The sequence below is a fragment of the Bradyrhizobium sp. CCBAU 45384 genome, assembly GCF_028128665.1.
Lineage (GTDB): Bacteria > Pseudomonadota > Alphaproteobacteria > Rhizobiales > Xanthobacteraceae > Bradyrhizobium > Bradyrhizobium manausense.
Genome location: NZ_LBIZ01000110.1, coordinates 63,574 through 76,139, shown reverse-complemented (window position 1 = coordinate 76,139; position 12,566 = coordinate 63,574). Strand labels below are relative to the sequence as shown.

15 protein-coding genes are annotated in these 12,566 nt (G+C 65.1%); 6 read left to right on the top strand and 9 right to left on the bottom strand.

Going from position 1 to position 12,566, the window contains the following annotated elements; genetic code table 11:
- Positions 1 to 2 precede the first annotated feature (2 nt).
- Together XH80_RS21110 and XH80_RS21105 are read right to left on the bottom strand one after the other, a co-directional pair.
- On the bottom strand, positions 3 to 779 hold the full coding sequence (locus XH80_RS21110; RefSeq protein WP_271600235.1) for a tetratricopeptide repeat protein: 777 nt from the start codon (positions 777 to 779) through the stop codon (positions 3 to 5).
- 83 nt (positions 780 to 862) lie between these two features.
- Entirely contained in the window at positions 863 to 1,108 is a 246-nt protein-coding gene (locus XH80_RS21105; protein WP_011083489.1) for a PilZ domain-containing protein, read from the bottom strand.
- Positions 1,109 to 1,335: 227 nt separating this feature from the next.
- Between XH80_RS21105 and XH80_RS21100 the strand changes: the two genes are divergently transcribed.
- The 3 genes from XH80_RS21100 to XH80_RS21090 all read left to right on the top strand — a co-directional run bounded on the left by XH80_RS21100 (position 1,336) and on the right by XH80_RS21090 (position 5,807).
- Positions 1,336 to 2,874 carry a YifB family Mg chelatase-like AAA ATPase gene (locus tag XH80_RS21100; RefSeq protein ID WP_057752047.1) on the top strand — a complete coding sequence of 513 codons (1,539 nt, stop codon included), beginning with the start codon at positions 1,336 to 1,338 and terminating at the stop codon, positions 2,872 to 2,874.
- Between the two features lie 98 nt (positions 2,875 to 2,972).
- Entirely contained in the window at positions 2,973 to 3,443 is a 471-nt protein-coding gene (locus XH80_RS21095; RefSeq protein WP_271600234.1) for a hypothetical protein, read from the top strand.
- A gap of 117 nt (positions 3,444 to 3,560) precedes the next feature.
- Positions 3,561 to 5,807: an ATP-binding protein gene (locus tag XH80_RS21090; RefSeq protein ID WP_271600378.1), complete on the top strand. Its 2,247-nt coding sequence runs from the start codon at positions 3,561 to 3,563 to the stop codon at positions 5,805 to 5,807.
- A gap of 98 nt (positions 5,808 to 5,905) precedes the next feature.
- Here the strand turns inward: XH80_RS21090 and coaA are convergent, their stop codons facing one another.
- The 7 genes from coaA to hisB all read right to left on the bottom strand — a co-directional run bounded on the left by coaA (position 5,906) and on the right by hisB (position 10,713).
- Positions 5,906 to 6,862, bottom strand: coding sequence for a type I pantothenate kinase (coaA, locus tag XH80_RS21085; protein WP_057752041.1), 957 nt, complete (start codon positions 6,860 to 6,862; stop codon positions 5,906 to 5,908).
- A 101-nt stretch (positions 6,863 to 6,963) separates the two neighbouring features.
- Positions 6,964 to 7,284, bottom strand: a complete 321-nt coding sequence (locus XH80_RS21080) for a phosphoribosyl-ATP diphosphatase (protein WP_057752038.1) — start codon at positions 7,282 to 7,284, stop codon at positions 6,964 to 6,966.
- A gap of 76 nt (positions 7,285 to 7,360) precedes the next feature.
- Positions 7,361 to 8,134, bottom strand: a complete 774-nt coding sequence (gene hisF / locus XH80_RS21075) for an imidazole glycerol phosphate synthase subunit HisF (protein WP_057752035.1) — start codon at positions 8,132 to 8,134, stop codon at positions 7,361 to 7,363.
- Between the two features lie 3 nt (positions 8,135 to 8,137).
- Positions 8,138 to 8,884, bottom strand: a complete 747-nt coding sequence (gene hisA, locus XH80_RS21070) for a 1-(5-phosphoribosyl)-5-[(5-phosphoribosylamino)methylideneamino]imidazole-4-carboxamide isomerase (RefSeq protein ID WP_271600233.1) — start codon at positions 8,882 to 8,884, stop codon at positions 8,138 to 8,140.
- Entirely contained in the window at positions 8,872 to 9,522 is a 651-nt protein-coding gene (gene hisH, locus XH80_RS21065; RefSeq protein WP_271600232.1) for an imidazole glycerol phosphate synthase subunit HisH, read from the bottom strand. The genes hisA and hisH overlap by 13 nt, the downstream gene beginning before the upstream one ends.
- On the bottom strand, positions 9,519 to 10,052 hold the full coding sequence (locus tag XH80_RS21060; RefSeq protein WP_271600231.1) for a DUF2628 domain-containing protein: 534 nt from the start codon (positions 10,050 to 10,052) through the stop codon (positions 9,519 to 9,521). The genes hisH and XH80_RS21060 overlap by 4 nt, the downstream gene beginning before the upstream one ends.
- 67 nt (positions 10,053 to 10,119) lie before the next feature.
- Positions 10,120 to 10,713 (bottom strand): imidazoleglycerol-phosphate dehydratase HisB, encoded by a 594-nt coding sequence (hisB, locus tag XH80_RS21055; RefSeq protein WP_271600230.1) that lies wholly within the window; start codon positions 10,711 to 10,713, stop codon positions 10,120 to 10,122.
- Positions 10,714 to 10,903: 190 nt separating this feature from the next.
- Here hisB and hslV point away from each other — a divergent pair, with 190 nt between their 5' ends.
- From hslV to XH80_RS21040, 3 genes are read left to right on the top strand one after another with little or no spacing between them, the layout of a single operon-like run.
- Positions 10,904 to 11,464, top strand: coding sequence for an ATP-dependent protease subunit HslV (gene hslV / locus XH80_RS21050; RefSeq protein WP_057752020.1), 561 nt, complete (start codon positions 10,904 to 10,906; stop codon positions 11,462 to 11,464).
- 3 nt (positions 11,465 to 11,467) lie between these two features.
- Positions 11,468 to 11,953 carry a GNAT family N-acetyltransferase gene (locus tag XH80_RS21045; protein ID WP_271600229.1) on the top strand — a complete coding sequence of 162 codons (486 nt, stop codon included), beginning with the start codon at positions 11,468 to 11,470 and terminating at the stop codon, positions 11,951 to 11,953.
- Positions 11,950 to 12,555 carry a DUF2585 domain-containing protein gene (locus XH80_RS21040; protein ID WP_271600228.1) on the top strand — a complete coding sequence of 202 codons (606 nt, stop codon included), beginning with the start codon at positions 11,950 to 11,952 and terminating at the stop codon, positions 12,553 to 12,555. The genes XH80_RS21045 and XH80_RS21040 overlap by 4 nt, the downstream gene beginning before the upstream one ends.
- The last annotated feature ends 11 nt before the right edge of the window (positions 12,556 to 12,566 follow it).

Here is a 12,566-nt window from a genome sequence, read left to right as displayed (position 1 = left end):
GATTATTTCTCCGCCCGCTGCTGCTGCTTCTTCGCCAGCAGCTGCCGCAGCGCCGTGATCTTGGCCGCGGCCTGGTCCGGCGGCAGATCGGCCTTCACGAGGATTTCGGCCTCGGTCTCGCGACCCTGCAATCCCAGCACCAGCGCGAGATTGGTACGGATCCGCGCATTGTTCTGATTGCGCTGATAGGCGCGGCCGAGCACCTGTTCGGCCTTCGGCAGATTGTTTTGCAGCATGTAGGACAGGCCGAGATTGGACAGCACGGTCGGCTCCTCGGGCACAATCTTCAGCGCTGCGGCGTAATATTGCTGCGCTTCCTCGTTGCGGCCGAGCTGGTCGAGCGCCGCACCCTGCGCCGACAGGATGCGCCAGTCAGGATCCTCGGGCGAATGCGCGCGGCCCAGCACGTCAAAAGCCTGCTGGAAATTTCCATTGTCGGCGAGCGCACGGCCATAGCCGGCGAGCAGCGCCTTGTTGCTGGGATGGGCGAGCACCGCCTGCTCGAACACGGCAACGGCCTGGGCATGCTGGCCGCTGTCGCGCAGCGCCTTGCCATATTCGAGAACGATATTGGGATTATCAGGCTTGGCGCGATAGCGCTCGCGCAAGGCGGCCATCTCCGGCTTGCCGTCGGCTGCGGCGACAGGTTCGGGCCGGCCGCCGAGCGCACCGGTCACGTCATCCAGGCCGGTGGTCTGGCAGCCGCCGAGGGCAAGCACCGCGAGCGCGGGAAGCAGGAATCTCGCCGGGGACAAGGCAAGGGACGAACGCTTGAACATACTCTGATCACCGCCGGCGGACTGATCAGAGATGCTTCACCGATTAACGCTAAAGTCCCGTTAAGGACGCCTGCCCCTTGGGCCTAATCGGTAAATTCCGCACCGAACTCGCAGCCGATGCGCCAGCGCAGGCGGCATTGGCGGGAGTAATCCGGCGCGAAGATGATCGTGAACTGCGGCGGCACTTCGAGAAATTCCGCCACCACTTTCACGCCCCCGTCCGAAATATCGGTGATCGTGCAGTCCCGAGGCAGCGAGCCCGCGCCAAAATGAATCTTGGCCAGCCGGCTGCACACCCGACGTTCGCTTCTGCGGCGATTTGCAAGCATTTGAATTCTTCACCCGTTAGATCACGGCCCATCCCGCATCCTCAGGAGTAGCGGACATGTGTTGGGATGTGCTGAGCGCAGCCACTCGCATTCGAGGCGTAGTCGAAGCTTAATGTCCTGATCCCGTTTACCTGAAGTTAGGGGGCCGGCGGCCCTCGCCCATGTTCCTGTATTGTTCTTGTCAGGGCGGTTGCTGTCTGCTACCCTTGATTGTGCAAGGGGGCAGCATGGTCCAGCGGGTTTCGACAGTCGCCTTTGAGGGCATAGAGGCCCGCGCGGTCGACGTGCAGGTGCAGGTCGCGCCGGGCCTGCCGGCCTTCGCCATCGTCGGCCTGCCTGACAAGGCGGTGTCGGAGGCGCGCGAACGGGTGCGATCGGCGCTGATCGCTTCGGGACTGGCGCTGCCGGCGCGCCGGATCACCGTCAATCTCGCGCCCGCCGACGTCCCGAAGGAAGGCAGCCATTACGACCTACCGATCGCGCTCGGGCTGATGGCGGCGATCGGCGCGATCCCGCCGGATGCGCTGGCCGGCTTCACCGTGCTCGGCGAGCTCGGCCTCGACGGCTCGATCGCGCCTGTGGCTGGCGTGTTGCCCGCGGCGATCGGCGCCAACACGCGCGAGGAAGGCTTGATCTGCCCCGCCGCCTGCGGCTCGGAGGCGGCGTGGGCGAGCCCTGATATCCAGATCGTCGCCGCACATTCGCTGATTCAGATCGCCAACCATTTCAAGGGCACGCAGGTGCTGTCGCGGCCCGTGCCGAAAGTGCATGAGGCCGCAAGCTCGCTGCTCGATCTGCGCGACATCAAGGGCCAGGAGAGCGCCAAGCGCGCGCTGGAGATCGCAGCCGCCGGCGGCCATCACCTGCTGATGATCGGCGCGCCCGGCGCCGGCAAATCCATGCTGGCCGCGCGCCTGCCCTCGATCCTGCCGCCGCTGTCGCCGAGCGAACTGCTCGAGGTCTCGATGATCGCCTCGGTCGCGGGCGAAATCGAGGGCGGCGCGCTGACCTCGCGGCGGCCGTTCCGCTCGCCGCATCATTCCGCCAGCATGGCCGCGCTGACAGGCGGCGGCGCGCGGGCAAAGCCCGGCGAGATCTCGCTGGCGCATCAGGGCGTGCTGTTTCTCGACGAGCTGCCCGAGTTCGATCCGCGTGTGCTGGATTCGCTGCGCCAGCCGCTGGAGAATGGCGAGGTCTCGGTGTCGCGCGCCAATCACCGCGTCACCTACCCTGCCCGCTTCATGCTGGTCGCCGCGATGAATCCCTGCCGCTGCGGCAATGCGTTCGAGCCCGGCTATGCCTGCAAGCGCGGCCGCATCGACCGCTGCACCGGCGATTACCAGGCGCGCATCTCCGGCCCGCTGATGGACCGCATCGATCTGCGCATCGAAGTCCCTGCGGTCACCGCAGCCGATCTGATCCTGCCGCCACCGACCGAAGGCTCCGCTGAAGTCGCCGCGCGCGTGGCGGCGGCGCGCGACATCCAGCTCGCGCGTTACGCACAGGCGGGCCTGCCGCGGGTCCGCACCAATGCCGAGGCGCCTGCGTCGGTGCTCGAAGACATTGCGCGGCCCGACGCGCAGGGACAAAAGCTGCTGCGCGATGCCGCCGAAACCATGCGGCTGTCGGCACGCGGCTATCACCGGGTGCTGCGGGTGGCGCGCACGCTCGCCGATCTCGATGGCACCGACAAGATCGGCCGGCTGCATCTGGCCGAAGCGCTGTCCTACCGGGCACTCGCGGAGGATGTGCGCCAGCTCGCCTGATCATCGGTGCGCGTCAACCCGGTGGTAACGAGTTTCCTTTACGCTCTGCAAACCATAAGGCCCACTAGTTCCGGTACGGGCCCGGCGAGTAGAGCGTCATGTTGCGTTTCAAGATCCTGGCCTCGGTGGTTCCTCTGTTGGCGGCTGCGGTGGTCGCCCGCGGCGAGATCGGACCGGTCTCGCAGCCCTGCATCGCCGTCGGCGATACCTCGGTCGAGCTCACATCCCTGTTCTGGACCGCTCGCGTCCATGTCGCCTTCACCGACGACCCGTCGCGCGCCACGGTCCGGGTCCAGCTCACCGACGACGCCGACGCCGCGGACTTCGCGGTCGTGGATGATGGTCTCGGTTCCGAGACCGATTCCTGCCAGGCCAATCCAGCGAACCGCCTCATCACCATCGCAGCGGAACCTGTCGATGGCGGTCCGGTGATCTATCTTTCCAGCGACGGCTCGGCCGATTACCGCATCTTTGTCCGCTCGAAGACGTTCTCGCCGCGCGAGGCCGCAGCCCTGATCGTCGGTGCTCATGGCGACCACACGCGGCCCCTCCAGGCCGCCTCGCTTTGAGGCATTAAGACCTCGTCAACCATGTTTCGAGGCCGCCCCAAGGCCTCAAGCTGTTCGCAAGGTCGGCAGGACATCGTCGCACGCGGCGGCGGCAGGTAAGAGTCGGGGTCGGTGACGATGGATCGGACGTTCCGGATCAAGGTGCGCATGCGCCGCTTCAGGCGCCGCCACCCGAAGATCGCCTTCGCCATCCGTTCCTTCATGATCTTTTCGGCGACGTTCGGCGGCGCCTATGGCTTCGTCACCGGCAGCCGATCGGAAAATTCGGGCTACGATCCCAACGCCTTTGCGATCGGTGCGAGCTTCCTGTTCGCGCTGGCCTGCCTTGGCCTTGCCACGCTGAGCATGCGGCTGCGTTTCGTCGCCAAGCGGATGCGCAAGCTCGCCGCCCACAACGAGGCGCTGATCGACCGCAATTGGGAGCTGAAGGAAGCCGAAGAGCGCGCCCGCAGCCTGTTCGAATCGCAGGGCGACCTGATCGTGCTGCGCGACCATCAGGGCCGTATCACCTTCGCCAACGACGCCTATTGCGCGCTGGCCGGTCAGGCGCGCAGCGCCCTGGTCGGCACGCGCTTCGATTTCGACGTGCTGGAACAGGGCGACAGCGCGCGCGAAGCGAGCGGCACGCGCATCCATGACCAGAAGATATCGACGCCGCTCGGCGCACGCTGGATCGCCTGGCGCGAGGGCCTGGTGCGGCACGATGCCGGCCGGCCCGCCGAGCTGCAAAGCGTCGGACGCGACGTCACCGATCGCACCGAGACCGAACGCGCACTGTCCGATGCGCGCGACCAGGCCGATGCCGCCAACCGCGCCAAATCGCGCTTCCTCGCGATGGCCTCGCACGAGATCCGCACCCCCCTGAACGGCATTATCGGCATGGGCGGCCTGCTGCTCGACACTTCGCTGACGCCGGAGCAGACGACCTACGCACGCGCCGTGAAAACCTCAGGCGAAGCGCTGATGACGCTGATCGAGGAGCTGCTCGACTATTCCAAGATCGAAGCCGGCAAGCTTGATCTGGAGCAGCGCCCCTTCGCCCTCTCGACCCTGATCGAAGAGGTCACCGAATTGCTGGCGCCGCGCGCGCAGGCCAAGAAGCTCGAGATCGCGGCTTACGTCGACGAGCGGCTGCCGCTCGAGGTCACCGGCGATGCCGCCCGGCTGCGCCAGGTGCTGCTCAACCTCGCCGGCAACGCCATCAAGTTCACGAGCAACGGCGGCGTGGCGCTGATCGTCGAGCCCGGCATCTGGCCGAACGAGATCAGCTTCCTGGTCCGCGACACCGGCATCGGCATCGCGCCCGAGGCGCAATCGCGCATCTTCCGCGAATTCGAGCAGGCCGACGACCGCGTCGCCCGCACCTATGGCGGCACCGGGCTTGGGCTTGCCATCAGCGAACGCATCGTCAAGCGGATGGGCGGCCGCATCACGCTGGAGAGCGCGCCCGGCAAGGGCTCGACCTTCGAGGTCGCCATTCCGCTCGCGCCGTCGCAAGGCGATGTCGGACCAACAGCGTTCCCGAGCCCTGACCTATCAGGCAAATCCGTCCTGCTGGTGGCCCACGGCATCGAAGCGTCGCTGATCGCGCGGCGGCTGGAGCGCTGGGGCGGCCAGACCTGCCTGGTCGCAGATGCAGCGGTGGCCGAAGCACTGCTGCCGGAGCGCTCCTGGCACGCGGTGCTGGTCGACCGCGCGCTAGGCGCTGCTGTTGCCGATCGTGTCGGCGAAGCAGCCCGCGCCCATGCGACGCAGCGCCTCGTGCTGCTGACAGCGAGCTCGCGTCATGAAAAATTCTCGGCTGATTTCACCGGCTTCCTGGTCAAGCCACTGCGTGCAGCCTCGCTCGCCGCGCGCCTCGCGCTGACGCCGGAGGTCGCATCACCCGATCTCGCACCCGATCCCGTCGAGCCGGCGCCAGTCAGGGCACCTGCGGGCGGCCTCTCGATCCTTGTCGCCGAGGATAACGAGATCAACGCGCTGCTGATGCGCTCGCTGCTCACAAAACTCGGCCACCGCGTCGTCATCGCGGTCCATGGCGAAGCCGCACTGGAATCCTGGCTTGCGGCCAGCTCTGCCGGCACGCCCTACGACCTGGTGTTGATGGACATCCAGATGCCGCAGCTCGACGGCATCGAAGCAACCAAACGCATCCGCGCCCATGAGGCCGCCACGGGCAGCCAGCACACACCGATCCTCGCACTCACCGCGAACACGCTGGTGGAAGATCGCTACGCCTGCTTCGAGGCGGGCATGAACGGATTTCTGATCAAGCCGCTCGATCGCGAGAAGCTGGACGAGGCGCTGGCGGGGCTGGCGGCGGCACGGCAGCTGGCGGTGGAGCGACAAGCGAAGCTGGCGTAGGGTGGGCAAAGCGCAGCGTGCCCACGCATTCTCACGTGACAACAGGGAAAACGTGGGCACGGCGCTTCGCGCCTTTGCCCACCCTACGGCACCATTGCCTACAGTCTTCTGAGCGCCACGCTCTCCACCGCGTGATCCGCGCCCTTCTTCAGGATCAGCGTCGCACGCGGACGGGTCGGCAAGATATTGTCCTCGAGATTGGCGAGGTTGGTGCGCTCCCAGATCGCGGTGGCGGTGGCGATGGCCTCCTCGTCCGACAACAGCGCATAGCGGTGGAAGTACGACTTTGGATCGGTGAACGCGGTGTCGCGCAGCGCCAGGAAGCGCTTGATGTACCAGCGCCGTAGCGCCGCTTCGTCGGCGTCGATATAGACCGAGAAGTCGAAGAAGTCGGAGACGACAGGCACCGCCTTGCCGTCGCGCGGCAGCTTGCCGGTTTGCAGGACATTGACGCCCTCGACGATCAAAATGTCGGGCTGGTCGATCTCGGCCCATTCATTCGGCACGATGTCGTAGGTCAGATGCGAATAGACAGGCGAGCGCACGTGCCTGCGGCCCGACTTGATGTCGGACAGGAAGCCCAGCAGCAGCGGCAGGTCGTAGCTCTCCGGAAAACCCTTCTTCTGCAAAATGCCTTGCTGCTCGAGCAGGGCCTTCGGGTAGAGGAATCCGTCGGTGGTGATCAGATCGACTTTGGGACGAGGCGACCAGCGCGCCAAAAGCGCCTGGAGCACGCGGGCCGTCGTCGACTTCCCGACTGCGACAGAACCAGCGACGCCGATGATGTACGGCACCTTGCGGTCGCGGATGTTGAGGAACTGCCGCTCCGCGTAATACAGGCGCTGTGTCGCATCGACATAGATCGAGAGCAGGCGCGACAGCGGCAGATAGATGTCCTCGACCTCCTTCAGGTCGAGGCGGTCGTGCAGCGAGCGCAACCGGTCGAACTCGCCCGGCTCCAGCGTCATCGGGGTATCGTCGCGCAGACGCGCCCACTCTTCGCGCGTGTAGACGCGGTATGGATTATATTGCTGCTCCGGTGCGCGGATATCCATGACGCGACCTTTCCGTTGGGGCCCTTCAGCTACGCATGATCTCTTCGGAAAACCGCTTCACACGTTGCGCCAACGCGGTGCTTCGGATCCGGATCATGCTGTCAGCCCTTACGCGACGCTTTCTCTTCCAACCCCGACATATTCGTGCGCTTGTCGAGGGCTGCTTCCACCTCTTCCAACTTTACGCCGCGCGCCTTGAGCAGCACAAGGAAGTGATAGAGCAGGTCGGCACTTTCGGCGATCAGATGCGCGCGATCGTTTTCGACTGCTGCGATTACGGTTTCGACTGCTTCCTCACCGAACTTCTTGGCGCAATGTTCGGCGCCCTTGTCGAGCAGCTTGCGGGTATAGGAGGCCTCGCCACCGGAGGCCGCGCGGGCGTCGATGGTTTGGGCGAGGTCATGGATGGTGAAACGCGGCATCGGAATACTCAGAAACAGATCCGGCCAGACAGGCCTTTCCCATCGGCCTGTGTAGCATTTTTACCAAGGAGAGTCGTCAGGCATCCATGCGCATGGGCAAGCCCCGCCGCGCCATGTGCTCTTTGGCTTCACGAATGGTGAATTCCCCGAAATGGAAGATGGAGGCGGCCAGCACGGCCGTGGCGTGGCCGTCGCGAATACCGTCGACGAGGTGATCGAGATTGCCGACGCCGCCCGAGGCGATTACGGGAACGGGAACGCTGTCGGCTATCGCCCGGGTCAGCGGGATGTCAAACCCCTGCCTGGTACCGTCGCGGTCCATCGAGGTGAGCAAAATTTCACCAGCGCCGAGCGAGACCACTTCCTGGGCATATTCGATGGCGTCGATGCCGGTCGAGTTGCGGCCGCCATGGGTAAAGATTTCCCAGCGGTCGCCGCCCGGGCGCTTGACCCGCTTGGCGTCGATCGCGACCACGACGCACTGCTCGCCGAATTTTTCGGCGGCTTCCTTGACGAACTCGCGCCGCGACACCGCGGCGCTGTTGATCGAGACCTTGTCCGCGCCGGCGCGCAGCAGCGTCTTGATGTCGTTGACCTCGCGCACGCCGCCACCGACGGTGACGGGCATGAAGCAGGCTTCCGCCGTGCGCCGGACCACATCCAGCATGATGCCGCGGTTCTCATGGGTCGCGGTGATGTCGAGAAAGGTCAGCTCGTCGGCGCCGGCGGCGTCATAAGCGATCGCGGCTTCGACGGGGTCGCCGGCATCGCGCAAATCGACGAAGTTGACGCCCTTGACGACACGGCCGTCCTTGACGTCGAGGCAGGGGATCACGCGCACCTTGAACATGTGTCAGCTCCTGCGCGCGTTGCGGATCAGGGCGAGGGCGGCGGCGGGATCGAGCCGGCCGTCGTAGAGCGCGCGGCCGGCGATCGCACCGGCGAGCTTTGTCGCACGCGGCGTCAGCATCGCCTTGACGTCCTCGATCGAAGCGAGGCCGCCCGAGGCGATCACGGGAATCGAGATCGCATCGGCGAGCGCGATGGTCGCATCGAGGTTCAGGCCCTTGAGCAGGCCGTCGCGCGCGATATCGGTGAAGATGATGGCGGCGACGCCGGCATCCTCGAACCGCTGCGCGATCTCCAGCACTGTCACCTGTGAGGTCTCGGCCCAACCTTCGACGGCGACCTTGCCGTCGCGGGCGTCGAGGCCAACGGCGACGCGGCCGGGGAATTTCTTGGCCGCTGCCTTCACCAGCTCTGGATCGCGCACCGCGGCGGTGCCGATGATGACGCGGGTGATGCCTTTCTCGAGCCAGGCTTCGACGGTCGCGAGATCGCGAATGCCGCCGCCGAGCTGCACCGGGATCGGAATCGTCTTCAGCATCGCCTCGACGGCCTGCGCATTGACAGGCTTGCCGGCGAAGGCACCGTCGAGATCGACGACGTGGAGATACTCAAAACCCTGCGCAACGAAGCTCTGGGCTTGAGCTGCGGGATCGAGGTTGAAAACGGTCGCGCGCGCCATGTCGCCTTGCTCGAGGCGCACGCACTGACCGTTCTTGAGGTCGATGGCTGGAAAGAGAATCACGGCTTCCATCGCAAAAAATTCGAGATCAGGGCCAGCCCAAAGCGTTGGCTCTTCTCGGGGTGAAACTGCGTGCCGATGGCGGTGTCCTTGGCGACGATCGCGGTGACTGGCCCGCCGTAATCGGCGCGCGCGAGCACATCCGCTTCATTGGCCGCGTTGAGGTGGTAGGAATGCACGAAATAAGCGTGCTGCCCGTTCGGGCCGAGCGGCAGCTTGTCGAGCACCGGGTGCTCTTGCAGCAGCTCGAGCGTGTTCCAGCCCATGTGCGGGATCTTCAGGCTCTCGTCACGCGGCTTGATCTTCTCGACGTCGCCGCCGATCCAGTTCAGGCCTTCGGTGACGACATGCTCCTTGCCGCGGCTCGCCATCAGCTGCATGCCGACGCAAATGCCGAAGAACGGCCGCGCCTTGACGCGCACGGCTTCGGTGATCGCCTCGACCATGCCGTTGACGGCATCGAGGCCGCGCCGGCAATCGGCGAAGGCGCCGACACCAGGCAGCACCAGGCGATCGGCTTCATAGGCCTGATCGGGATCGCTGGTAACGAAGACTTTCTGCGGATTGTCCAGGCTGCGCGCGGCGCGCTCAAAGGCCTTGGCGGCGGAATGCAGATTTCCGGAACCGTAATCGATGATGGCGACGCTCATCGTGATGACCCTCCCGGTTCTGGAAACAATCCAATGATGCCGCCGGCCGGAAGCGGCGGCGGGTTCGAAAATGGCTGGCCCGGCACATTGCGGGTCGGCGGCGGGCCGCCGCGATCGACCGCCCATTGGTCGTTGACGATGCCCTGCTGTGACTTGCTCCAGCGCTCGAAGAACCGCCGCTCGGCGGTGTCTTGGTCAGCGGCGACGACGACGTCGAGCTGCCGCCACTTGCCGCGTGACAGGGTCCAGCGGCGCAGGCTCGAGGCTTCGAAGCCCATCAGCAGCGCGACGATGATGTTGGCGAGGAAGATCGAGCGGCGACCGACCCCGAGGCTGGATAGCCCCGCATCGAACGCGGCGAGGAAGACGATCCAGCCGATCAGCGCCAGCCACAGCCTGTTCCAGGCCAGCCAGAACGGACCAAGGATCATCGCCCAGACATGGAAGCCGTCGCGCACGAACACGAACTTGTCGGTCGCGCGCAGATCGGCGCCGACGGGAAAGGGAGCATGAACTGTGTAGACAGGCATTTTCGATGCCCCGCTCTCGAGATGAAGTCGATGCCGCCGACGGCGCTTGGCCGCCAAAATGGAGAGGTCAGCCGCCAAGCGAGCCCTTGGTGGAGGGGATTTCGCCCGCCGCCTTGGGATCGATCGCAACCGCGGTGCGCAGCGCCCGCGCCAGGCCCTTGAAGCAGGACTCGGCGATATGGTGGCTGTTATCGCCATATAGGGTCTCGACGTGCAGAGTCACGCCGGCGTTGATGGCGAACGCCTGGAACCACTCGCGCACCAGCTCGGTGTCGAACTCACCGATCTTGTGGCGGGGAAATTCCGCCTTGAACACCAGGAACGGGCGGCCCGAGATGTCGATGACCACGCGCGTCAGCGTCTCGTCCATCGGCATGTGCACGCCGGCATAGCGGGTGATGCCCGCCATGTTGCCGAGCGCCTGCCTGACCGCCTGGCCGAGCGCGATGCCGGTGTCTTCGGTGGTATGGTGATAGTCGATGTGCAGGTCGCCAACCGCCTTGACCGTGAGGTCGATGCGGGAATGGCGGGCGAGGAGATCGAGCATATGGTCGAAAAAGCCGATGCCAGTCGCGATATTGGCCACGCCTGATCCATCGAGGTTCACGGAGACCTCGATGTCGGTTTCCTTGGTCTTGCGCTTGATCGTCGCGGTGCGCATGGAAAATCGGTTTCCATTCTAGCTTTGAGCCGAAAACGCCAGTCTCTTAACAGCCAAATGACGCCTTCGCTACTGCGGGAACGGCTGGCCGGGCCTCTACTTCTGCCTATGGTGAGCAAATTCGGCCCGGAACGGCCCGTTGTGCGCCCGCTCCCGACCGCTTAAATCACCCGGACAACGAGGGTCATTCATGCAGGATTCCCACAACAGCTCGCCGGTCTGGCACGGCACCACGATTTTGACGGTCCGCAAGGGCGGCAAGGTGGTGGTCGGCGGCGACGGCCAGGTCTCGATCGGCCAGACCGTGATCAAGTCAAACGCCAAAAAGGTGCGGAAACTCGGCAAGGGCGACGTGATCGGCGGCTTTGCCGGCGCCACAGCCGATGCCTTCACCCTGTTCGAGCGGCTTGAGAGCAAGCTGGAGCAATATCCGGGGCAATTGACCCGGGCCGCGGTCGAGCTCGCCAAGGACTGGCGCACCGATCGCTACCTTCGCCGGCTGGAGGCCATGATGATCGTGGCCGACAAGGACGTCTCTTTGGTGCTCACAGGCACCGGCGACGTGCTCGAGCCCGAGGCCGGGGTGATGGCGATCGGCTCCGGCGGCAATTACGCGCTGGCCGCGGCGAGGGCCCTTGTTGACACCGACAAGGACGCCGAGACCATCGTCCGCCGCTCCCTCGACATCGCCGCCGACATCTGCGTCTACACCAACCGCAACGTCACCATCGAAGCGCTGTCCACCGGTTAGGTCGTGGAGCTCAGCTACGCCTTCCACCCGCTGAGCGCGGCCGATTTGCCGCTGATCCGGCGATGGCTTGGCGAAGCGCATGTGCGGGAATGGTGGGGCGATCCGGGCGAGCAGTTTGCACTCGTCAGCGGCGATCTCGATGAACCGGCGATGGAGCAGTTCATCGTCTTGGCCGGCAACCGGCCGTTCGGCTATCTTCAATGCTATCGCCTGACCGCCTGGAATACGGGCTTCGGGCCACAGCCGGAGGGCACGCGTGGAATCGACCAGTTCATCGGCGTCAGCGACATGATCGGACGCGGCCATGGTTCGGCGTTCATCCGCCAATTTGTCGATGAGCAGTTCGGCAACGGCCTGCCGCGCATGGTCACCGATCCCGATCCGCTCAACCTGCGCGCCTTGCGCGCCTACGAGAAATCAGGCTTCGTCCGCGACCGCATGGTCGAGACGCCGGATGGCACCGCGCTGTTGATGGTGCGTGAACCGTGACCCTGACGAGCACACGCGAGAGCAGGGCCGCACTGCCGCCGCTCGCCTTCCTCGGCATCGCGCTGCTGCTGCTGGCGCTGCAGGCCTCGATCCTGTTTGCGATGGGGCGCGTGCCGATCTGCACCTGCGGCTATGTCAAGCTGTGGCACGGCGTGGTGAACAGCTCGGAGAATTCCCAGCACATCGCCGACTGGTACAGTTTCTCGCACGTGCTGCACGGCTTCCTGTTCTACGGGCTGACGTGGCTGCTGTTTTCGCGGCATCTCAGCTGGCCGGCACGGCTGATCATCGCGATGCTGATCGAGGGCGCCTGGGAGATCGTCGAGAATTCGCCATTCATCATCGAGCGCTACCGCGCCGGCACGATCTCGCTGGATTATTACGGCGACAGCATCGTCAATTCGGTCTCGGACACGCTGTTCATGGCGCTGGGGTTCCTCACCGCACGCGTGCTTCCTGTTACCGCAACCGTCGCGCTCGGGCTCGCCTTCGAGCTCATGCTGGCGCTGCACATCAGGGACAATCTGACGCTCAACATCCTGATGCTGATCCATCCGATCGAGGCCGTGAAGCAATGGCAATCCGGTCCGCCGATCATCTGATGACCCAAAAA

What these genes read in the sequence shown, in the direction of transcription:
- XH80_RS21110 (WP_271600235.1), bottom strand. Translation starts at nt 779, where the DNA reads ATGTTCAAGCGTTCGTCCCTTGCCTTGTCCCCGGCGAGATTCCTGCTT.
- XH80_RS21105 (WP_011083489.1), bottom strand. Translation starts at nt 1,108, where the DNA reads ATGCTTGCAAATCGCCGCAGAAGCGAACGTCGGGTGTGCAGCCGGCTG.
- XH80_RS21100 (WP_057752047.1), top strand. Translation starts at nt 1,336, where the DNA reads ATGGTCCAGCGGGTTTCGACAGTCGCCTTTGAGGGCATAGAGGCCCGC.
- XH80_RS21095 (WP_271600234.1), top strand. Translation starts at nt 2,973, where the DNA reads ATGTTGCGTTTCAAGATCCTGGCCTCGGTGGTTCCTCTGTTGGCGGCT.
- XH80_RS21090 (WP_271600378.1), top strand. Translation starts at nt 3,561, where the DNA reads ATGGATCGGACGTTCCGGATCAAGGTGCGCATGCGCCGCTTCAGGCGC.
- coaA (WP_057752041.1), bottom strand. Translation starts at nt 6,862, where the DNA reads ATGGATATCCGCGCACCGGAGCAGCAATATAATCCATACCGCGTCTAC.
- XH80_RS21080 (WP_057752038.1), bottom strand. Translation starts at nt 7,284, where the DNA reads ATGCCGCGTTTCACCATCCATGACCTCGCCCAAACCATCGACGCCCGC.
- hisF (WP_057752035.1), bottom strand. Translation starts at nt 8,134, where the DNA reads ATGTTCAAGGTGCGCGTGATCCCCTGCCTCGACGTCAAGGACGGCCGT.
- hisA (WP_271600233.1), bottom strand. Translation starts at nt 8,884, where the DNA reads ATGGAAGCCGTGATTCTCTTTCCAGCCATCGACCTCAAGAACGGTCAG.
- hisH (WP_271600232.1), bottom strand. Translation starts at nt 9,522, where the DNA reads ATGAGCGTCGCCATCATCGATTACGGTTCCGGAAATCTGCATTCCGCC.
- XH80_RS21060 (WP_271600231.1), bottom strand. Translation starts at nt 10,052, where the DNA reads ATGCCTGTCTACACAGTTCATGCTCCCTTTCCCGTCGGCGCCGATCTG.
- hisB (WP_271600230.1), bottom strand. Translation starts at nt 10,713, where the DNA reads ATGCGCACCGCGACGATCAAGCGCAAGACCAAGGAAACCGACATCGAG.
- hslV (WP_057752020.1), top strand. Translation starts at nt 10,904, where the DNA reads ATGCAGGATTCCCACAACAGCTCGCCGGTCTGGCACGGCACCACGATT.